This window comes from Paracoccus sp. ME4 (assembly GCF_046736325.1).
Taxonomy (GTDB): Bacteria; Pseudomonadota; Alphaproteobacteria; order Rhodobacterales; family Rhodobacteraceae; genus Paracoccus.
Genome location: NZ_CP151276.1, coordinates 1,974,420 through 1,994,145 on the forward strand (window position 1 = coordinate 1,974,420; position 19,726 = coordinate 1,994,145).

At 66.2% G+C, this 19,726-nt stretch carries 19 protein-coding genes and 1 tRNA gene; 7 read left to right on the top strand and 13 right to left on the bottom strand.

The window, feature by feature from the left end:
- Positions 1-111 precede the first annotated feature (111 nt).
- The gene (locus AACG61_RS10125; RefSeq protein ID WP_411837015.1) at positions 112-1,527 is read left to right on the top strand and encodes a hypothetical protein; all 1,416 of its coding nucleotides are present in this window, start codon (positions 112-114) and stop codon (positions 1,525-1,527) included.
- Here AACG61_RS10125 and AACG61_RS10130 read toward each other — a convergent pair.
- Entirely contained in the window at positions 1,524-3,188 is a 1,665-nt protein-coding gene (locus tag AACG61_RS10130; RefSeq protein WP_411837016.1) for a formate--tetrahydrofolate ligase, read from the bottom strand. The genes AACG61_RS10125 and AACG61_RS10130 overlap by 4 nt on opposite strands.
- A 99-nt stretch (positions 3,189-3,287) precedes the next feature.
- The gene (locus AACG61_RS10135; RefSeq protein ID WP_411837017.1) at positions 3,288-3,893 is read right to left on the bottom strand and encodes a uracil-DNA glycosylase family protein; all 606 of its coding nucleotides are present in this window, start codon (positions 3,891-3,893) and stop codon (positions 3,288-3,290) included.
- Between the two features lie 173 nt (positions 3,894-4,066).
- Between AACG61_RS10135 and AACG61_RS10140 the strand changes: the two genes are divergently transcribed.
- The 4 genes from AACG61_RS10140 to AACG61_RS10155 are packed head-to-tail and all read left to right on the top strand — an operon-like array spanning position 4,067 to position 8,613.
- A complete protein-coding gene (locus tag AACG61_RS10140; RefSeq protein WP_411837018.1) occupies positions 4,067-4,720 on the top strand; it encodes an ABC transporter ATP-binding protein in 654 nt (217 codons plus the stop codon).
- Entirely contained in the window at positions 4,704-6,473 is a 1,770-nt protein-coding gene (locus tag AACG61_RS10145) for a capsule biosynthesis protein (protein WP_411837019.1), read from the top strand. Before AACG61_RS10140 ends, AACG61_RS10145 begins: the two co-directional genes overlap by 17 nt.
- The gene (gene kdsA, locus AACG61_RS10150; protein WP_411837020.1) at positions 6,470-7,312 is read left to right on the top strand and encodes a 3-deoxy-8-phosphooctulonate synthase; all 843 of its coding nucleotides are present in this window, start codon (positions 6,470-6,472) and stop codon (positions 7,310-7,312) included. The genes AACG61_RS10145 and kdsA overlap by 4 nt, the downstream gene beginning before the upstream one ends.
- Complete coding sequence (locus AACG61_RS10155) at positions 7,309-8,613, top strand: mechanosensitive ion channel domain-containing protein (protein WP_411837021.1); 1,305 nt, start codon at positions 7,309-7,311, stop codon at positions 8,611-8,613. The genes kdsA and AACG61_RS10155 overlap by 4 nt, the downstream gene beginning before the upstream one ends.
- 2 nt (positions 8,614-8,615) lie before the next feature.
- On the opposite strand, the gene AACG61_RS10160 is transcribed toward AACG61_RS10155, so the two are convergent.
- On the bottom strand, positions 8,616-9,791 hold the full coding sequence (locus AACG61_RS10160; RefSeq protein WP_411837022.1) for an NAD(P)/FAD-dependent oxidoreductase: 1,176 nt from the start codon (positions 9,789-9,791) through the stop codon (positions 8,616-8,618).
- Between the two features lie 95 nt (positions 9,792-9,886).
- Here AACG61_RS10160 and AACG61_RS10165 point away from each other — a divergent pair.
- A tRNA-Gln gene (locus AACG61_RS10165) sits at positions 9,887-9,961 on the top strand.
- Positions 9,962-10,128: 167 nt separating this feature from the next.
- On the opposite strand, the gene AACG61_RS10170 is transcribed toward AACG61_RS10165, so the two are convergent.
- From AACG61_RS10170 to AACG61_RS10185, 4 genes are all read right to left on the bottom strand, one after another.
- Positions 10,129-10,371, bottom strand: coding sequence for a hypothetical protein (locus tag AACG61_RS10170; RefSeq protein WP_411837023.1), 243 nt, complete (start codon positions 10,369-10,371; stop codon positions 10,129-10,131).
- 367 nt (positions 10,372-10,738) lie between these two features.
- On the bottom strand, positions 10,739-10,945 hold the full coding sequence (locus AACG61_RS10175) for a hypothetical protein (RefSeq protein WP_411837024.1): 207 nt from the start codon (positions 10,943-10,945) through the stop codon (positions 10,739-10,741).
- Between the two features lie 1,077 nt (positions 10,946-12,022).
- Positions 12,023-14,584 carry a hypothetical protein gene (locus tag AACG61_RS10180; protein ID WP_411837025.1) on the bottom strand — a complete coding sequence of 854 codons (2,562 nt, stop codon included), beginning with the start codon at positions 14,582-14,584 and terminating at the stop codon, positions 12,023-12,025.
- 16 nt (positions 14,585-14,600) lie between these two features.
- On the bottom strand, positions 14,601-16,253 hold the full coding sequence (locus AACG61_RS10185; protein ID WP_411837026.1) for a terminase large subunit: 1,653 nt from the start codon (positions 16,251-16,253) through the stop codon (positions 14,601-14,603).
- 73 nt (positions 16,254-16,326) lie between these two features.
- Between AACG61_RS10185 and AACG61_RS10190 the strand changes: the two genes are divergently transcribed.
- Positions 16,327-16,842, top strand: a complete 516-nt coding sequence (locus AACG61_RS10190) for a hypothetical protein (RefSeq protein WP_411837027.1) — start codon at positions 16,327-16,329, stop codon at positions 16,840-16,842.
- 5 nt (positions 16,843-16,847) lie between these two features.
- On the opposite strand, the gene AACG61_RS10195 is transcribed toward AACG61_RS10190, so the two are convergent.
- The 6 genes from AACG61_RS10195 to AACG61_RS10220 all read right to left on the bottom strand — a co-directional run bounded on the left by AACG61_RS10195 (position 16,848) and on the right by AACG61_RS10220 (position 19,667).
- Positions 16,848-17,240, bottom strand: coding sequence for a phage terminase small subunit P27 family (locus AACG61_RS10195; protein WP_411837028.1), 393 nt, complete (start codon positions 17,238-17,240; stop codon positions 16,848-16,850).
- On the bottom strand, positions 17,237-17,554 hold the full coding sequence (locus AACG61_RS10200) for a head-tail adaptor protein (protein ID WP_411837029.1): 318 nt from the start codon (positions 17,552-17,554) through the stop codon (positions 17,237-17,239). The genes AACG61_RS10195 and AACG61_RS10200 overlap by 4 nt, the downstream gene beginning before the upstream one ends.
- Complete coding sequence (locus tag AACG61_RS10205; RefSeq protein WP_411837030.1) at positions 17,554-17,973, bottom strand: hypothetical protein; 420 nt, start codon at positions 17,971-17,973, stop codon at positions 17,554-17,556. Before AACG61_RS10205 ends, AACG61_RS10200 begins: the two co-directional genes overlap by 1 nt.
- Positions 17,970-18,425, bottom strand: a complete 456-nt coding sequence (locus AACG61_RS10210) for an HK97 gp10 family phage protein (protein WP_411837031.1) — start codon at positions 18,423-18,425, stop codon at positions 17,970-17,972. Before AACG61_RS10210 ends, AACG61_RS10205 begins: the two co-directional genes overlap by 4 nt.
- On the bottom strand, positions 18,422-18,721 hold the full coding sequence (locus AACG61_RS10215; RefSeq protein ID WP_411837032.1) for a head-tail connector protein: 300 nt from the start codon (positions 18,719-18,721) through the stop codon (positions 18,422-18,424). Before AACG61_RS10215 ends, AACG61_RS10210 begins: the two co-directional genes overlap by 4 nt.
- A 188-nt stretch (positions 18,722-18,909) precedes the next feature.
- A protein-coding gene (locus AACG61_RS10220; protein WP_411836744.1) for an IS5-like element ISPaes2 family transposase occupies positions 18,910-19,667 on the bottom strand; the annotation gives its coding sequence in 2 pieces (ribosomal slippage) (positions 18,910-19,343 and positions 19,343-19,667; 759 coding nt in all).
- Between the last annotated feature and the right edge of the window lie 59 nt (positions 19,668-19,726).

Sequence of the window (19,726 nt, forward strand, 5' to 3'; positions counted from 1 at the left end):
CGTCCGGTGCAATTCCCGCCGTCGCGCCCCCGGTCGCTTGAATTGTCTGCATCCGCTTCTTGCGATCGGGCGTCCCCCGGACATGATCGCGCAGATCGGACGGGGTGGCGGATGGACGGATCACTGGATCAACTGTTGCGGTTGCTGTCGAACCGCGGGCTGGAATGGCTGCGCCGCCACATCATGGCGCTGCCCGACCCCGTACCGCCGGATCACCCCGATCTGGGCGCGCTGGCGATGGTCGGACAGGTGGCGCCGGTGCTGACCGGGCTGCGCGGCCGCATCTCTCCGATCGAGGTCATCGTGATGCGGCGGCTGACCGCCGATCTGGTCCGCGCCGGGGCGGTGCGGGTGCTGGAGGGGGCGCGTGACGACGCGCTGATACGGCTGATGCTGGCCGGCGGTCTGGTGGCGCGGGATGAGCCGCTGTGGCAGCTGGCCTGCGACGCGCTGGCGGACGATCCCGCCCTGCCGCTGGCGCAGCGGCTGGCCCTGTCCGACGACCCAGCCCTGTCGGCACGGGCCGAGGCGGTCCTGACCGCCCCGACCGACCACCCCACCGCGCAGGACGTGGCGATCCGCTGCGACGTGCTGATGCAGCTGTGCCACCACGGCGCGCGGCGTCCGCGTCTTTCGGGGCCGCGCGTCTTCGCGGTGGTCTTCGACAACCTGCGGACGCTGTCCCTCTGGGCGCAGAAACGCGGCTGCACGGCCTCGGTCGCGCGGCTGGCCTTCTGCCTGAGGCTTCTGGACCCCGATCATCCGGTCGCGGACATGATGGCCGACATGATGCAGGCGCAGCGGCCCGACGGATCGTTTCCCGCACGGCTCGGCTTCGGGACGGCGGATCAGGCCCTGTCCGACGCGGTCGTGCCGACCCTGAGCGTGGCGATGGCCCTGCATCTGGGCGCATGGCGGCGCTGGCGCGGGGCGGCGCCGGAATGGCTTCAGCCGCGGCCGCTGCATGCGGCGCTGCGCGGACTGGCCGACCAGATCGCGGCGCGCCCGGTGCCGCCCGACCTGGCGCTCTGGGCCGCGGCCAGCCTGACGCGCGCGCAGGGGCGCGACTGGTTCGCCCGGCTGGACGCCCCGCGGCACGCCGGGCCGGACCAGCTGGCCCATCTAGCACGGCTGTGCTTTCGCGACGCGGTGAACGCGCATCACCTGCGCGGCTGGTTGCGGATCGGTCGCGGCCCGGGCGCAGGCCGTGACCCCGCCGCGACGGAGGCCGCCTGGCTGCGCGGCGATCCGGTGACGATCCGTTCTGATCCACCGCCGGCGCTTCTGGCGCTGTGGCAGCGCGCGGCGCTGAGGGACGACGCGGCGGCCTTCCTGGCCTGCGCACGCATCGCCCGGCATCACGCGGATGCGCCCCTGACGCCCCCGATCCGCGCCATGGCGCGCCGGATGGCCGTCGCGGCAATGCAGCCCGCCTCCGATCTGGCCGAGGCCTTGGAGCGGCTGGACCGGCTGACCCTTCTGGCCCAGCTTCTGGAGCCGGAGATGCAGGCGGCTGCCGCGGCCTAGAACAGCCCCTCGACCTGGCCCAGATCGTCCAGGCGGATCGTCTCGGCCGCGGGATGGCGCGGCAGGCCGGGCATGGTCATGATCTGCCCGCAGATCGCCACGATGAAGCCCGCGCCCGCGTTCAGCCGCACCTCGCGCACCGGGATGACGTGACCGGTCGGCGCTCCGCGCAGCGTCGGGTCGGTGGAAAAGCTGTATTGCGTCTTGGCGATGCAGATGGGCATGTGCCCATGCCCCGCCGCCTGCCACGCGGCCAGCTGCTCGCGCACGCCGGGGGCGGCCTCCACGCGGGCGGCATGGTGGATGCGGGTGCAGATCGTCTGGATCTTGTCCCACAGGTCCATGTCGTCGGGATAGAGCGGCGTCATCTCCGCACCCCGGTCGGCCAAGGCAACGACCGCGCGCGCCAGATCCTCGGCCCCCGCGCCGCCCTCGGCCCAGTGGCGCGCGACGACGGCCTGGACGCCGCGCGAGGCGCAGTAGTCCTGCAGGGCGGCTATCTCGGCGGGCGTGTCGCCCGCGAAATGGTTCAGCGCCACCACGACCGGCAGGCCGAAGCCGCGCAGGTTGTCGATATGGCGACCCAGATTGGCGCAGCCCGCCGTGACCGCCGCGACATCCTCGGCCGCAAGGTCGGCCTTGGCCACGCCGCCGTTCATCTTCAGCGCCCGGACGGTCGCCACCAGCACCACGGCGGCGGGCGCCAGCCCGGCCAGGCGGCACTTGATGTTCAGGAACTTCTCGGCCCCCAGATCGGCACCGAACCCGGCCTCGGTCACGACATAGTCGGACAGGCTCAAGGCGGCCCGCGTCGCGATGACGCTGTTGCAGCCATGCGCGATGTTGGCGAAGGGGCCGCCATGGACCAGCGCGGGGTTGTTCTCCAGCGTCTGCACCAGGTTCGGCTGCAGCGCGTCCTTCAGCAGCACCGTCATGGCGCCGTCGGCCTGAAGGTCGCGGGCGGTCACGGGGCGACGATCGCGGGTCTCGGCCACGATGATGCGGCCAAGGCGCTCCTGCAGGTCGGCCAGATCGCGTGCCAGGCACAGGATCGCCATGACCTCGGAGGCGACGGTGATGTCGAACCCCGTCTGCCGCGAGAAGCCGTTGGCCGGCCCGCCCAGACCCACGACCACCTCGCGCAGCGCCCGGTCGTTCATGTCCATGACCCGACGCCAGCTGATCCGGCGGGTGTCGATCTCCAGCGCGTTGCCCCAATGGACGTGGTTGTCGATCATCGCCGCCAGCAGGTTGTGCGCCGAGGTGATGGCGTGGAAATCGCCGGTGAAGTGCAGGTTCATCTCCTCCATCGGCACGATCTGGGCATGACCGCCGCCGGCGGCGCCGCCCTTCATGCCGAAGTTCGGCCCGAGGCTCGCCTCGCGGATGCAGATGGTGGCGCGGTGCCCGATCCGGTTCAGCGCATCGCCCAGACCCACGGTGGTGGTTGTCTTGCCCTCGCCCGCGGGGGTCGGGTTGATGGCGGTGACCAGGATCAGCCGCCCTTGCGGCCCGTCCAGCCCGGCCAGCGCCTCATGGGTGATCTTGGCCTTGTCATGGCCATAGGGCAGGATCTGGGCTGGCGTCAGGCCAAGCCGTGCGGCGATGTCGGCGATGGGCCGCTTGGCGGCGGCGCGGGCAATCTGAAGGTCGGTCTGCATCGTCTGCGGCATCCTTGCACGGGGTCGAAACAGGCGCCGCTCGGGCGCGTCGCCCGGAACTATCGCAGGTCGGCGCGCCGCTCGCCAGCCCGTCCAGCCTTACAGGACCGCCGCCACCGCCGCCCGCAGGTCCGGCAGCAGGTCGCGCTCGAACCACGGATTGGCCTTGAGCCAGCCGGTGTTGCGCCAGCTGGGATGGGGCAGCGGCACGATGCCGGGCGCGTGGTCGCGCCATGCCCTGACGGCCTCGGTCACGTTGCGCGCGCCCAGATGCCAGCGGATCGCGTGACCGCCCACCAAGAGGGTCAGGCGCGGGCGCAGCTGCGCCATGACCGCATCGCGCCAGGTCGCCGCGCAGATCGGCGGCGGCGGCAGGTCCGCACCCCGCGCGTCATAGCCCGGAAAGCAGAAGGCCATTGGAACGATCGCCACCCGGTCGCGGTCGTAGAAGGTGTCGGCGTCCACCCCCATCCAGTCGCGCAGCCGGTCGCCCGAGCGGTCGGTGAAGGGCCGCCCGCTGGCATGGACCCGCGCGCCGGGCGCCTGCCCCACGATCAGCAGCCTTGCGCCCGGACGGAACCAGACGACGGGCCGCGGGGCATGCGCGGTCGCCGTCAGCGCGAAGCGCTCGCGGCACAGGCGGCAGGCGGCGATGCGGTCGGGCAGGTCGGACGCGTCGGGCGGAGGGGGCGGTTCGGGGAACATCCGTCGAACTTATGGCAAAATGGCCGTGATATAAGGCTGGTCAGATCACGTTTTCTGGGGCGGAATGCGAAGGGTGGACAGGCTGTCGCCGCATCCGTAAGGTCGGAGGGGGAAGCCCGGGGCCCGCGGCATGGCACGCCTCGTGCCGTCTTTTTATCTGGTATCGCAAGGCCATGCTTGAGTTCGACACGGTTTCCAAGTCCTTCTGGACCGGCAAACAGCACAAGATCATCCTGGACCAGGCCTCGTTCCGGGTCGAACTGGGCAATTCCCTGGGCATCCTGGCGCCGAACGGCACCGGCAAGACCACGATCATCAACATGATGTGCGGCCTCGAGAAGCCGGACGAGGGCAAAATCCGCCGCGACTGCCGCATCTCGTTCCCGTTGGGGTTCATGGGCGGGCTGATCACCCGCCATACCGGCAACGAGAACGCGCGCTACATCGCCCGGATCTACGGCCTGGACCCGGATTACGTCTCGGCCTTCACACGCTGGCTGTGCGACATCCACGAATATTTCGACATGCCTGTCGGCACCTATTCCAGCGGGATGCGGCAGCGGTTCAACTTCTCGCTGCTGCTGGCGCTGGACTTCGACATCTACCTGATCGACGAGGGCATGCCCCAGACCACGGATGTCGAGTTCAACCGCAAGGCTGGGCGGGTGCTGTTTGACCGGCTGAAGGTCTCGACCACGGTGATCGTGTCGCACCAGCCCAGCACCATCGAAAAGTTCTGCAACCGCGCCGCGATCCTGCGCGACGGCAGATTGTACATGTTCGAGACCCTCGACGAGGCAAAGCAATACTATGACTACACCGCCTAAGGCCCGCCGCTATCACGTGTCGGACGACGACGCGATCACGCCCGGCACGCCGGCCCCCGCGGCGTCCGGTCCCGTCCGGATCGAGGTGACGCGCCGCGCCGACGCGCCGCCCCGGCCGGTCGCGCCGGAGCCCGCCCCCGGCGGCCCGGGCCGTGCACGCCCTGGCGCGCCCGAGGGCGAGGACGCGGCACTGGAGCGGTTCCTGGCCAGCGGTCCCGTCGATGACGGCTTCGGCGACTTCAGCCTGAACAAGGACAAGCCCGCGCCCGAGCCGGACCCCGACCTGGAGGCCCGCCTGGCCGCCATCCGCGCCGAGAAGCTGAACGAGCGGCAGCTGCGCATCGCGCGCCGCATCGCGGCCCTGCACCAGATCGAGGTCGCATCGGGCGAGGAGGCCGTCCTGCGGCTGCGCGAACGCGGGATCGACCCGTCCCACCGCAATGCCGTGGGCAGCATCCTGTCGTCCGAGGGCAGCCGCGCGCAGGCCAGCCCCGCGCCGAACGCCCCTGCCCTGCGCCCCGTGCCGGTGCCCTCGATCCTGCCCGACCGTGCGCCGGGCAGCCGCCCCGCCCTGCCCTCGCGCGAGGAGCTGACCGAGGAGAAGCGCGCGGCCGAGATCTTCCGCATCCAGCGCGACCTGGCCCGCCGCCGCCGCCGCCGCATGGCGATGCTGGCGTTCCGCCTGCTGTTCTTCGTCATCCTGCCGACCGCGCTGGTCGGCTGGTACTATTTCCGCGTGGCCTCGCCCCTCTACGCGACGATCTCGCAGTTCCAGATCCAGTCGGCGGAATCGTCATCCTCGGGCGGCGGGCTCGGGGCGATGCTGGGCGGGTCGGGCATGGGCACGAACCAGGACGCCGTCGCGGTCCAGAGCTATCTGACCTCGCGCGACGCGATGCTGCGCCTGGACGACGAGCAGGGGTTCCGGCGCGCCTATCAGGACCCCTCGGTCGACGTGGTCAAGCGCCTGCCGGCGGACGCGACCAACGAGGCGACCTACGGGCTCTACCAGGATTCGATCAAGATCGGCTACGACCCGACCGAGGGCGTGCTGAACATGGAGGTCATCGCCCCCGACCCGCAGCTGAGCCAGCAGTTCTCACTAGCCCTCATCTCCTATGCCGAGGAGCTGGTCGACCGGCTGACCGCGCGGATGCGCGAGGACCAGATGGAGGGCGCGCGCGAGACCTACGAGGATGCCGAGGCCAAGATGCTGGCCGCCCAGATGCGCGTGCAGGAACTGCAGGAGCGTCTTGGCGTCCTGGACCCGGCGGCCGAGAGCGGGGTCGTGATGAGCCAGGTCGGCGCGCTGGAGGGCCAGCTGACCCAGAAGCAGCTGGAGCTGGGCCAGCTTCTGGCGAACCCGCGCCCGCTGCAGAGCCGCGTCGACGCGCTGCGCGGCGACATCCAGCGCCTGCGCGAGCTGGTCGCCGAGACCCGCCTGCAGCTGACCCAGAGCAGCGATTCGCGCAATTCGCTGGCCGCCATCGGCGGAGAGCTGCGCGTGGCCGAGGCCGAGATGCTGACGCGCCAGGAAATGCTCGGCGCCGCCGCCGCCCAGATGGAGGCCGCGCGCATCGAGGCCAACAAGCAGGTGCGCTATCTGTCGCTGTCCATCGCCCCCATCCCGCCGGACGAGGCCACCTATCCCAAGGCGTTCCAGAACACCCTGGTGGCATTCCTCATCTTTTCGGGTATCTATCTGATGCTGTCGCTGACGGCCTCCATCCTTCGCGAACAGGTATCGACATGACCACGCCCAAGCATGTTCCCATCGGCCCGATCACCTGCGGCAACGACCTGCCCCTGACCGTGATCGCGGGGCCGTGCCAGCTGGAAAGCCTGGATCACGCCCTGATGATCGCCGAGACCATGGCCGGGGCCTGCGCCGATGCGGGCGCCTCCTTCGTGTTCAAGGCGAGCTACGACAAGGCGAACCGCACCTCGCTCTCGGGCCGGCGGGGCCTCGGCATCGACGAGGGGCTGGCGATCCTGGCGGCGGTGCGCGACCGCTTCGGCTGTCCGGTGCTGACCGACGTGCATGACGCGGAGCAGGCGGTCCGGGCGGCGGAGGTCGTGGACGTGATCCAGATCCCCGCCTTCCTGTGCCGCCAGACCGACCTGCTGCTGACCGCGGGTCGCACCGGCGCGGTGGTGAACATCAAAAAGGGCCAGTTCCTGGCCCCGTGGGACATGCCGAACGTCGCCGACAAGGTCGCCTCGACCGGCAACGGGAACATCCTTCTGACCGAACGCGGGGCCAGCTTCGGCTACAACACGCTGGTGGCCGACATGCGGTCGCTGCCGATCATGGCGCGCACCGGCTATCCGGTCATCATGGACGCGACCCACTCCGTCCAGCAGCCCGGCGGTCAGGGCGGCAGCTCGGGCGGGCAGCGCGAATTCGCGCCGGTCATGGCGCGCGCCGCGGTGGCCCTGGGCGTGGCCGGGGTCTTCATCGAGACGCATGAGGCGCCCGACACCGCGCCTTCGGACGGGCCGAACATGATCCCGCTGGACCGGATGCCTGCGCTGGTCGCGTCGCTGATGGCCTTCGACCGGCTGGCAAAGGCCGACCCCCTGCCGGCATGATCCGGGTCCTGCTGCTCCTGCTGGCGCTGGCGGCCCCTGCCGCAGCCCAGACGCCCGCCGCGGCGCCCCCGCAGGCCCCCAGCGGCGCCATCTCGACCGGGGACGACCGCGCGACCGATCTGGCGATCCTGTCGCGGATCACCGGCATCCTGGCGCAGGTTCCGGAATTCGACGGCATCCGCGTCCGCGTCGATGCCGGGATCGTCACCCTGTCGGGTGAGGTCGCCGAACAGCAGACGATCGCCCGCGTCGAGGGGCTTCTGGCGCGGGTCGAGGGCGTCGTCGCCATCGAGGATCAGCTGACCCTGTCCACGGACCTCGGCACGCGACTGGTCTCGGTCCGCGACCGGTTCCAGTCGCGCCTGACCCAGGTCGTCGCGGGCCTGCCCTTCATGGCGCTCGGCCTGGCGGTGGGGGCGCTGATCGTGCTGGCGGGGGGTTGGCTGTCGCGGCGCGAACGGACGCTGGCCAACATCGCGCCGAACCCGTTCATCGCGGGCTTTCTGGCGCAGACGATCCGGCTGACGGCCTGGATCGTGGCGCTGGTCGTGGCACTGGACCTGATGGGCGCGCGGGCGCTGCTGGGCACGCTGCTGGGGGCGGCGGGCATCTTCGGCCTGTCGCTGTCCTTCGCGGCCCGCGACACGATCGAGGGGTTCGTGGCCACGATGCTGCTGTCGCTGCGCCAGCCCTTCAACCCCAACGACCTGATCGAGGTGAACGGCCTGCGCGGCCGGGTGATCCGCCTGACCAGCCGCGGCACGACCCTGCTGACGCTGGACGGCAACCACATCCGCATCCCGAACCAGATCATCTACAAGGCGGTGCTGACCAACTATACCCGCAACCCGGAACGGCGCTTCATGGTCGATCTGACGGTCGATCCCGGCGCCGATCTGGGCCGGGCGCGCGATCTGGTCCTCAGGACGCTGGCGGGGATGGACTTCGTGCTGAAGCGCCCCGAACCGGTCGCATGGCTGGATGCCGACGGGCCCGAGCATGTGGTGATCCGCGCCGGCGGATGGGTGTCCCAGGACGGCACCGATTTCGACCTGGCGCGCGGCGAGGCGTTCCGTCTGCTGCGGCACGCGCTGGACGCCAAGGGCTTCGGCATTCCCGAACCGATCCACCGCCTGCGGCTGGAACAGCCCGAAAGCGCGGTCGCCACGCGCAGCGCGCCGCAGCGCCCCGCCGACCGCCGCCTGACCGAGCTTGGCCCCGACGCCGCCTTCGAGGAGATGGTCGAGCGCGGCCGCGTCGATGACGGGCGCGACCTGCTGAGCCCCGCGACCCCGCGCTGAGATCAGACGGCGCGCCCGGCGGCATCCGCCGAGGCCCAGGCCCACTGGAAGTTGTAACCGCCCAGCCAGCCCGTCACATCGACGCATTCGCCGATGAAGGCCAGCCCCGGCACCGCGCGCGCCTGCATCGTGCGGGCGTCCAGATCGCGCGTGTCGACCCCGCCCAGGGTGACTTCGGCGGTGCGATAGCCCTCGGTGCCCACGGGCCGCACCTGCCAACGGTTCACCCGCACGCCAATCGCCTCCAGCCGCGGGTTCGGCTGATCGGCCAGGCGCCTGCCCTCCATCCCGGTATCCGCGGCGATGGCCTGGGCCAGCCGTTCGGGCATCATCTGGGCCAGTGCGGTGGCGACCTGGATCTTGCCGCTGCGCCCGCGCGCGGCCTTCAGTTCGGCCGCGATGTCGCGGTCGGGCGCCAGATCGACGGTCAGCGTCTCTCCGGCCTGCCAGAAGCTGGAGATCTGCAGGATCACCGGCCCGGAAAGACCACGATGCGTGAACAGCAGCGCATCGCGGAAGCGCCCGCCGCCGTGGTCGATGCGCGCCTCGACCGACAGCCCGGCCAGGGGTCGGCACAGCGCCAAGTCCTGCTCGGCGAAGGTCAGGGGCACCAAGGCGGGGCGCGGCTCGACCAAGCGCAGCCCGAACTGCCGCGCCAGATCATAGGCCAGCCCCGTCGCCCCGATCTTCGGAATCGACTTGCCGCCCGTCGCCACGACGACGCGGCCCGCCCGGATCGGACCGCCCGACGTGTCGATCCGGAACCCGTCCGCATCGCGCGTCACCGCATCGATTCTCGTCTCCAGCCGCAGGTCCGCGCCCGCCATGCGCTCCAGCAGCACCGCGGTGATCTGCGTGGCCTTTCCGTCGCAGAACAGCTGTCCCTGCGTCTTCTCGTGCCAGGCGATCTGCGCCCGATCGACCAGATCGACGAAGGCCTGCGGGCGATAGCGGGCCAGCGCGCTGGCGGCAAAGCGCGGATTGCCCGACAGGAATCGGTCGGGCGACGTCGCCAGATTGGTGAAGTTGCACCGCCCGCCGCCCGAGATGCGGATCTTCTCCGCCGGCGTCGCGGCATGATCCAGCACGACCACGCGCCTGCCCTGCGCCAGGGCCGAGCCCGCGCAGAACAGCCCCGCCGCCCCGGCCCCCAGAATGACAAGATCCGCCTGTTCCATGGCGCGTCGATATCGGGGCTTTCGGGCGGAGGCAAGATTTCTGCATTTTACGTCTTGCACCTCTCCGACGGCTTGGGTAATCACCCTCCCACAGTTGGGGCGTGGCCAAGTGGTAAGGCATCGGTTTTTGGTACCGTGTACCGTAGGTTCGAATCCTACCGCCCCAGCCAATTCAATATTGTGAGCAAAATCAAGAGCTTACTGGACCACTACCGGTCGCATGTGTTACAACTCTGTGTGTGTAACATGTGGGTGTTTTGGCCGGTCCGAGTTACGCGCAGACAAAAGCCCCAAACGCGGGAAGCGCTTGGGGCCTCTGGTTTGGCGCAGGTGGTCTTCAGGCGGCTGCCGTCGCTTCACACATCAGTTCACGTAGAAGCATCCGCGCGACGGTTTGCCAGTCAGTGCCACCAATCTGGGTGGCCTTCTCGCGGCCCTTGTAGGTAACGCGAACAAGCGTGCGTTTTGCGTAAACTTCATACTCGGCAACATGGTCGCCATCCTTCGTGATCGCACCACGCTCGGTGGTGCCACGCTGATTGCCATGTGCCGGTCCGGTCCAAAATTCGATATTCGTCATCGGTAGACTCCTTGTTTTTTTGTGTCGGCGCATTTTGTCCAGACCGATCACCGGCACTGGACTCCAATTCTATAGACGCCCACGTCAGAAGTTGCCGTAGGAAAAAATCGGCCGTAAGCCGTTGTAGTTACTTGGTTGTATTCGCGACCTTGGTGATCGTCTCGTAGAACACGAAGTTTTTTGAGAGGATCGACCCCCAAGCCGATGGCAACGGCCTAGGGGTCTATGGGCACCGCGCAGGCTAGGAAGACCTGCCGTGCCGTCTTGGGGTTGTTGCCGGTATGCGGGCGCGCACTCACCAAGTAATCGCGGCCTTGTTCCGCCTTCTGCAAGGCGAGGGTCCGGCCAGGCCCTGTCTGGAAAAAGCCTAAGCGGCGTTCTGCTCGCGGCAGGACTCGGGCAGAAGGTCGATCTCAGCCATCTTGTGGGTCGCAACCTCGCGTGCGGCGTCAACCAGCACCTGGTCGGCGGCAAGTCCCTTCAGAAGCTTGACCGCCTGAAGGGTCAGGATCGACGCGGCCAGTTCGTCGCGCTTTTGGTTCCAGATCTCGTCCGACAGGTAGGTGATGGTCATGTTCGTGTCTCGCGTTCGTCCGGGTCCATCATGGCCCGGTCAGAGAATCATGGCATAGCCGATTCGCACCATCAAGAATTAATATTTATGTTTTTCAATTATTTACGTTAGTAAACGCTGACTGTAGGCGACATCCCGCATCAGCCGGGGCCGCAAGTGACTAGGAATGGAAAAGCCCGCCCGCAGGGACGAGTTGCGGGCGGGCATGATGCGTCGGCAATCACCCCGACACAGAAACTGTAGCTCAGTTGAGAATGATTCTCAAGTGAGTCCGACCGCCTATGGCTGAATTTTGGTGCCTGCTCACAGTTCGGCGCTACGCGCCTCACCTGCGCGGCCCTGCGGGCCTTGCCGGTCTCCGCGCCTGCGGCGCTCCGACCGACCCTTTCCACCATGTCAGCCGGAGTATGATTCGCTCATCACCTTGACACCCTGCTTCTATGATCCTGCCTTTCCAGAGATGACTATTCCCCCCGATGGATAAACAACCTTGAAATGACAGAGCATGAGGCTCTGTCGATTGTCTATCCATCGGGGGGAATGCTCGGCGGGGGTCTTTCCGTCGGAGTGGTGAACCGAACCTGCGTATCAGGCGACCGGGCGGCATCCATTACCCGGCGATATTCGGCGCATTCGGTCTTGCGACCATGCGGTTGCAGCCCGAAGGCTGCGCGACATAGGCGGCTTGCCTTCAACCTAACCTATGCCTGACGGGTGTCACACGCGGGGACAGAGCCGTCATCTTTTCAACGCTATTTGGAATAACCGGGAAGCAACCGACCCAGTGCGTCCGATGTTCTCCATCGGGGTGCGATCTGGGCGATCAAACCTGCGAGTCCCTAGCTAACCCGTCTCCGCGCACCGTCTCGTATTCGGCTTTCTGCGGGATCTCTACCAATGGCTAGGATCGAACAGGGTCGGGTTGATTAGATCCGACCGAGTGTCATGTTGGTCTCGCGGGGAAGGGTCTGCGACAAGACGCTCGCCTAGCACTCTCACGGGGATGACTTGTGGTGAGGATAGCATGCAGTTACTGAAAGGCAACTGGTATGTTGCACAGAAGCTACGCCTGCTTCACTACCTGCCAATCATCCCGCCCGGCCTCATCTGTCGGACCATTTCATCCCGGACCACGTTCCGCATGGCGCGTTCCGTTTCGGCGCTGACCTGTCGGGCCAGATCGGCGTTCTGTTCCGGGGTGCCGCCAGAGGCGTTCACGGTCACGGGGCTGTTGATCGTGATCGCGGGTGTGGCCTTAGCGCCGCCAGATTGCGCGCTGGTGGCGAGTGTCAGCTTTCCGGCGGCACCACCGACTAGCCCGCCGGTCGCATAGCCGCGCTTGGCGCTCTCATGCAGCCTATCGAGGTTCCCGGCCCCAAGGCGGGCCACGGTCTGCTTGCTGAAAACGTATTCGCCACGATGAACCACACCCGCCGGTTCAAACTTGCCGCCGTGTCCGGTATAGCCGCCCTCTGCGAACCCGCCCAGCGCACTACCGAAGCCCGACACGAAGCTACCGAACGCGCCACCACCACCGGCCAGTCCGGCGATCATTTGCCGGAACACCTGGTCAAGGATTTGGTCTGCCAGACCCTGTAGCGTCGAAGAAAGGGCGTCTGCACCCTGACGCGCGGCCCCAAAGATTTCGGTCAAGCCATCTGCGCCGGTTTTCAGGTTCCGGTCGGCGCGTTCCGTCGCCTCGCGCATCTGTTCTCCAGCCTGGGCGGCAGCATCACCCGCACGCGCATAGGCGTCGGCCAGTCGGTCGATCTCGGCCATCTGTCCGGCGGTGACGGTTCGGCCTTCGGCCTGTGCTGCGACCAGCAGCCGAACCTTGGCGTCGGCGAACGCGGCAGCGTCAGCGTGTTGGCGCTGACCGGTCGCGACCTCGGCCAGCACTGCGGCTTCGATTTGAAGGGCGGCAGTCTTGTCGCGAATCGCTTGCGCCTCTGCCGCCAGACCCTCCAGTTTTTTGCGGGATGATCCACCGCCGCCTCCAGCACCGGCACCAGCGCCCGAAGCGCGCGCTGCCCGCTCTGCTTCGCGCCGGGCATCTTCTGCCGCCAGCGCGGCCTGTGCGGCGTCTGCGGCCTGTCTGTCGGTGATCGGTGCGCCAGCCTCTTCGGCCCGCGTCCTGACGGCTTCCACCTCGCGTTGCAGGCGCAGTTGTTCGTTGGTGGCGCTGTTCCGGGCAGTCTCTGCCTGGGTGAAGCGCTCAAGGGCATCGCGCTGTGCGTTCAGGCTTGCCATCGACGCAGCCTCGGCATCCTGCCGCTGGCGCAAGGCTTGGCCCTGCTGTTGCCCGGCCCCGACGCCAGCGGCGTTCGCCAGTGCGGCCTTCATGCTGGACGCAAGTGAAATGATGCCGCTGATCGTGCCACCCAAGGCGTCCAGTTGGCTGATCACGCCAGAGAACTGCACGCGGTCACCCGCCTCAAGTTCCGAAAAGGCGGTCTGCGCCGCCGCCTCCAGATCGGCCAGCTTGGCGGTGAAGTCTTCGCCGCTGATCTCGCCATCGCGGAAAGAACGGGTCAGTTCCTGCATCTCGCCGTAGGTGGCGCGCAGGCTGTCGGCTGCGCCGTCGTAGCCCCAAGCGTCAAGCTGACCGATAGCGCCGGCCATCGCCATGCCCGCCCGGTCGGCTTCCTCGCCAAGGCGCTGATACTCCCCATCCAGACGGCGCAGGGCCACGGCCTGATCGTCCACCGCCTGCCGGTCGCGAGCAAGGGCGTCATAGACCTGATCACCCAGGATCGACCGGCCCTCGGCCTCATTGGCAAAGATGCTGTCGAGGCGGTCGCGGAAGTCGGCCAGTTCGATGCCCATTTCGGCAATCGCGATGACGGCCCTCTTGCCGAAGTTCGACACACGCGCGGTCATCTCGCCAAACTTGCGGTCGATCTCTTCGGCCTTGCGGATCAGTTCATCGTCCAGCACCGCCCCGACCTCATGGGCGCGGGCGATGGTGTCACGCAAAGCGGTTTCGCTCTGGCCGATCAGGGCCGAAAGCTGTTCACCGCCCCCGCCGCCAAAGATTTCCTCCAGAAGGAAAGATCGGCCCGCCTGATCGAACTGGCCCAGCTTGCCCAGAATTTCCGTCATCAGGTCGGATGGGTCTTGCAGCTTGGCCTTCAGGGTTTCGGCAGAATAGCCCAGTTTCTGAAAGGCGGCAGCGCCCGCGCCGGTGTCATCCAGAAAGAACTCGCCTGCGCGGATATGCAGTTCCTTCAGCGCGTCCACCATCGCGTCGATGCCGATGCGGTTCCGGTTCGCGATGAACGCCCATTCCTGAAACGTGGTGTTATCCACGCCCGCGCGCTTGGCCTCATTGCCGATGTTGGCGATGCCCTCGGCCACGCGGTCGAGATTGCCGACGATACCCGCCACGCCACCAGCAGCGACGCCTGCCACCAGACCACCTGCAAAGGGCAGCGCCAGCTTACCGAGGCGTGCAAAGCTGGCACCGATGCCGTTGCTCATCTTGCCGTAGGTGTCGCCGATCCGGTCGGCGCTTTGCTTGGCCCGCCGCTCCATCTCGCCCGCCGCCTTACGCTGGCGGTCGTTGGCTTGTTTCAGGCCGCGTTCAAGTTTGTTGATGCGGGCTTCCACATCGACGATCAGGCCGGTCATCTCGTTCATCGTATCATCTCACTCATTACAGGATCGTCAGGCCGATCACCTCAGGGTCGTCGTATCGGGATTTGGTGTCATGGGCGGTCGTGGCGCGGCTGACGGCCATCGCAGAGGCCACGGCAGCGTCTATCCGGCTGGCGGTGCGGGCCTTGTGCATCCGCACCAGCCCGCTGGTCGGGTTGCGGCTGGTGACGACATTCTCAAAGTGATGGCGCAGCACCGGGTCGCCATCGTGGCGGATCAGCTTGCCGGTGACGATCCGTTCTAGATCACCAGCCGCCACGCCCATCGTCAGCGGGCGTTGCGGAAAGGCGAACACGGGCAGGCCATCGTCGTGCAGGTGCTGCATGGTCACGCGGGCCAGATGCGGGTCGAAGGCGATCTCATGCACGTCATAGCGTGCCGCTAGGTCGCGGACGTGATCGGCCACCATGTCGTTGTCGATGATCGGGCCGGGGCAGACGGTGATCAAGTCATCGTCGCACCAGCGTTCATAGGGTGCGCCGTCACGGTCGCCACGCAAGCGCAGCTCCTCGCCCGGAACGAACACCCGCGACCGCAGGGTGATCTGACCATCATCATGCCGGAACGCGATACTGACGGCGGTTAGGTCGCCCGACACGGACATATCCACGCCGACATAGGCGGGCAGTGCCTCCAGATCGGCCTCGTCATCGTCAAGCTGACGGCTGTCATAGGTCAGCAGATCGAACAGAGGGTCGCGGCTGTTGGCCTGCCAGATATTCAGGTTGAATTGCTTGAAGCTGGCAAGCTCGGCAGGGTTGCCCTCGGCCTCTTTTGCCAGGGCGCTCAGGCCAGACATGGACGGGAAACCGAAAGCCAAGCCGGGGTTGGCCTTGAACCATGTCGCCTGATCCTGCCAGTCGTCTTCCGGTTCAGCCATGAACAGCACCGGCAGAAACTCAGGGTTGTCGATCTCGCCTGTCGCCACGCGCCGGGCGTAGCTGAACAGGTCGGCGGCCAGCCCTTCGGCCCCGCGCCCTGCCGTGGTGGCAATGACCATCAGCGTGTCGTCAGTCTTGGCCTGCCCGCTCTTGATGGCTTCCCATAGATCGCGGCCCCGCCATGCGTGGACTTCATCAATCAGGGTGAAGCTGGGCGTCAGGCCGTGGGCGGCCCCGCCATCGCTGGCAAGCGCGGTCAGGGTCGATCCGTTCCGGGGAAAGGTGATCTGCTTCTTGCTGTTGAAGGCGTCGCGGATCGTCACCGCGTTCAGCAGCCGCTTATCCTCGCGGATGATGTTGGCGGCCTCGCGGAAACCGATGCTGGCCTGTTCACGGTCACATGCGGCAAAGATCACCTGACCGGCAGGCCGCGTCTCTGGACCGAACAGGTGCAAGAGCGACAGGGCAGCGGCCAGTGACGTTTTGCGGTTCCCCCTCGGCAGCATCAGGAACACCGTCTTGACGATGCGGCTGCCGTCCGGGTGGCGCGGGCCATAGATGCGCCGGACGATCCGTTCCTGCCACGGGTGAAGCTGGAAGGCGCGCGGGTGGGTGATGACGGTCGGGCCAAGCGCGCGGTTGGTGTTATCTGCGTTCGGGTGGCGCAGGCGGCGCAGAAACGTCACGGCACGATCACCATGCCCCAGAGGGTCAGGGATGGTGCTGGCGTCGCTGATCCAGGCGGGGAAGGTGCTGGCACTAGAATCCATGTCCATCCCACCACCAATATTCGCTCCTTAACTTACTCAAGAAGTTACTGTATAAGTTGAACAACGCGAATGAATGGTTGTTCGTGATCTTAGAGAGGATAGAATTATGATTCCTGCAGTTGTCAACTCCGTTGCCGAGACCATCGAAGGCATCAAAAACTTCCAAGGTGCGATGAAAGGAATGGGCGACCGCCTCTCTATGGCTCGTGCTTGGTATGCTTATAGGACTGAGGCCGGAGATTGGATCTTTGGACCCTCCAAGTTTATCGGCTATCAAAACTTGAGTGTTAAGGACTACCTCGAACACGCAAGTGAAATGGATGGGCGAAAGACAGAAGCGCGCTTGCAAGATTGGTTCGAGGAGCTGAATGACGAGCATCCACTTCGTGCTGAACTCTTCGCGCAACTCTCGCAAAAGCTGGCAGATCACGGGAAGACGCCAAGCAAAATGGCGCGCATTAGCGTCCTGGCTAATCAACTTACGGCGCCAGATGCACAGGATATGTCCGCAAAGGTGATCGAACTGATTGTTGCGATCAGCCAGATGCTTCCAATCGAAGCGCAAAAAGAACTTAAGCGACGCATCTAGGTGCATCACACCACCGCCAGCGGGTTGTCGTCGTCATCATCCGGTGCTGCGGTTCCAAGTCGGGCACGGCTGACCGGATCAAGCCCCAGGGTGGCCGCAAGCTGGCGGGCGGTCTGGGCTGCGCGGTTCTGGACGCCGAACAGCTTCACGTCGATCAGCGCGCCCGCAAGCTGGCGCTCGTGGGTGATCTGCCGGACAAGGCCGGTCATCTCGCAATAGGTCTCGACCTGGGCCAGATCGGCTTTGCAGATCACCCGCCGGGCTATCAGCGTCGGCATGACCCGTTTCCATTCGTCGCGGGCATAGGTCGAGAACCACGCGGGCGGCTTGGGTGCGCGCGTCAGCGGTTCCTGATCGACGCTAACTCGGGGTTTCACCCCTCGCAGATGGGTGCTCATGCGACGGCCTCGGCTCTGATCTCTAGGCCACGCCTGCGCCCGATCTCGGTCAAGTCGGTGATATTCCACCGCTGCCCGGCATGGTCGAGGCGGTCGGCGGTGGTGATCGTCACCACCGGCCAGCGGATCAGAAACACCGCCCGCGCGGTGTCGCCTTCGATCTGGCCGGTCAGGAACTCGGTCGTGCTGGCCTCTTTCAGTTCTGCGCGCGTGGTCAGGATCGGCAGCCAGACCTTACGGACATGGCCGCTGTCGCTGACCAGTTCCTGATGGCGTTCGATCTGGACGCGGTGCTGTAGCTTTCCGGCGCGCATCAGTCATGCCACCGGATGACCGCGCGCAGGCTGATGATGTCCTGCGAGGCATTGCCGACTGCCGCCGCCTGATCGTGCATGATGATCGACGGACGTTCCCACTGATCGACCACAAGGCCGTGCATCGTCGGCGCGTCCATCAGTGTGGTGAAGGCGGATGGCCCAAGGGTAAGGTCAGCGTCGTCTTCGCCAGTGTTCGACGCATAGACGCTGACCAGCAAGCTGACCTCGGCCACGATCTGCCCGCCGGACGCGCGTCCAAGAATGTTGGCGCGCGTGGGCGAGATGATGATGGCGGGCAGTTGCGCAGGCCGCACGCTGCCCATGCGGACCTGATCGGGCGCGACGTGCTGCGCGATCATCGGATCGGCCAGCAGGGCGGCACGGACGCCAGTTTGAAACGCATCGACCGGGATCATTGGGCGGTCTCACGGATGGCCCGGCGGATCGCCGTATTGATCCTGCGTTGCACGCGGGCGCGGTTCAGTCGCCACGCGGGCAACAGGAACGGCTTGGCGGGCATGGTGCCGGTGCTGGCCCCGTCCTTGCGCTGGCGTTCTTCGGTTCCGAACTCGACCAGATGGCCGTGCCGGGCGTCAGGATCGCCCGCCGTGACGAAACCCTGTAGCTCATGCGCTGTCCTGCGCCCGCCCTCGGTAGCGAACGCAGGTGTGGTCTGGTTCGGGCCAGTCGCTTCGATGGACTCCACCAGTGATCCGGTGCGCCGGGATGCCTGGGCAAGGGTCGAGGCATCGGCGGCAACCTCGGCCACGCTCTTGACGATAGCGGGCTGGACCTTGGCGATAATCTCTTTCGGCAGGGCGGCCAGACGGCGGGTCAGAGCGTTTGATGACTGGCGGGTGATGCTCATGCCGCCACCTCGGCAACATGGCCCGTCACGCGGTCCTTGAGAGGCGACAGCAGGTCATGCACGCCGAAGGGCAGTTGATAGGCGTTCGAGAACGTGACTGCCTCGCGGCTTTCATACTGCGTCGCCACCAGCAGCAACGCGGCCTGCACCATCAGCGCGTTGTTGGCATCGAACGGCTGGCCGGTGTAAGCCGCGATCCACATGCCCGCCACGTTACCATAGTGGGTCAGAAGCTGGTCGTCAGCGTCATGGTCGATCACAAGATGCGCCCGGATCAGGGCGATGGGCAGGGACATGGAAAACTCGCAACTGGTTACTGTTGCAAAAATACCACAGTCGCTTCCAGTTGAAAAGTTATATTCAGTCTATCTTGCGCGCGGCTCCATGCGCCGGTTTCCTGACACGGCGCAAAGTCTGGAACCACCCCCCCCTATTGCGACCACAGGTTGGTATCTTCATATTTAGGCTCCAGACTCATTGAGTTTCACAGCCAGAACAAGACGGTTGCGGCGAGCATAATAGCTGAGAAGAACGTTTCCGGGCAGCGGTCATAACGGGTTGCGACGCGCCTCCAGTCCTTCAGACGCCCGAACATGATTTCGATGCGGTTACGCCTTTTGTAACGCCGCTTGTCGTATTTGACGACCTTCTTGCGGGACTTCCGTCCGGGGATGCAAACCTTTATCCCCTTGTCTTTCAACGCGTCTCTGAACCAATCAGCGTCGTAGCCCCTGTCGGCCAGAAGCCACCCAGCCTTCGGCAGGCTGCCCAGCAGCGCCGCCGCGCCGGTGTAATCGCTGACCTGGCCGGCCGACATGAAGAACCCGATCGGCCGCCCGTTGGCATCGGCGACAGCGTGCAACTTGGTGTTCATACCGCCTTTGGTGCGCCCGATCTGGCGCCCGCGCCCCCCTTTTTCACCCCAAGGCTTGAGGCCGTGCGGTGTGCCTTGAGATAGGTCGCGTCGATCATGATCGTCTTGTGCTCGGCGCTCTCGGCGGCAAGGCCGACCATGATCCGGGCAAAAACCCCGTTGTCGCTCCAGCGCTTCCAGCGGTTGTAGAGGGTTTTGGCCGGGCCGTATTCCTTCGGCGCGTCACACCACCGCAACCCATTGCGATTGATGAAAATTATGCCGCTGAGGACACGGCGATCATCGACGCGGGGCTTGCCATGGCTTTTGGGAAAGAACGGTTTCAGACGCTCCATCTGGGCGTCGCTCAGCCAGTAAAGATTACTCATCGATCAGGTCTCCTTGAGGAGCCTGAATCACGCGAAAAGCATGAAATCAATGGGTCTGG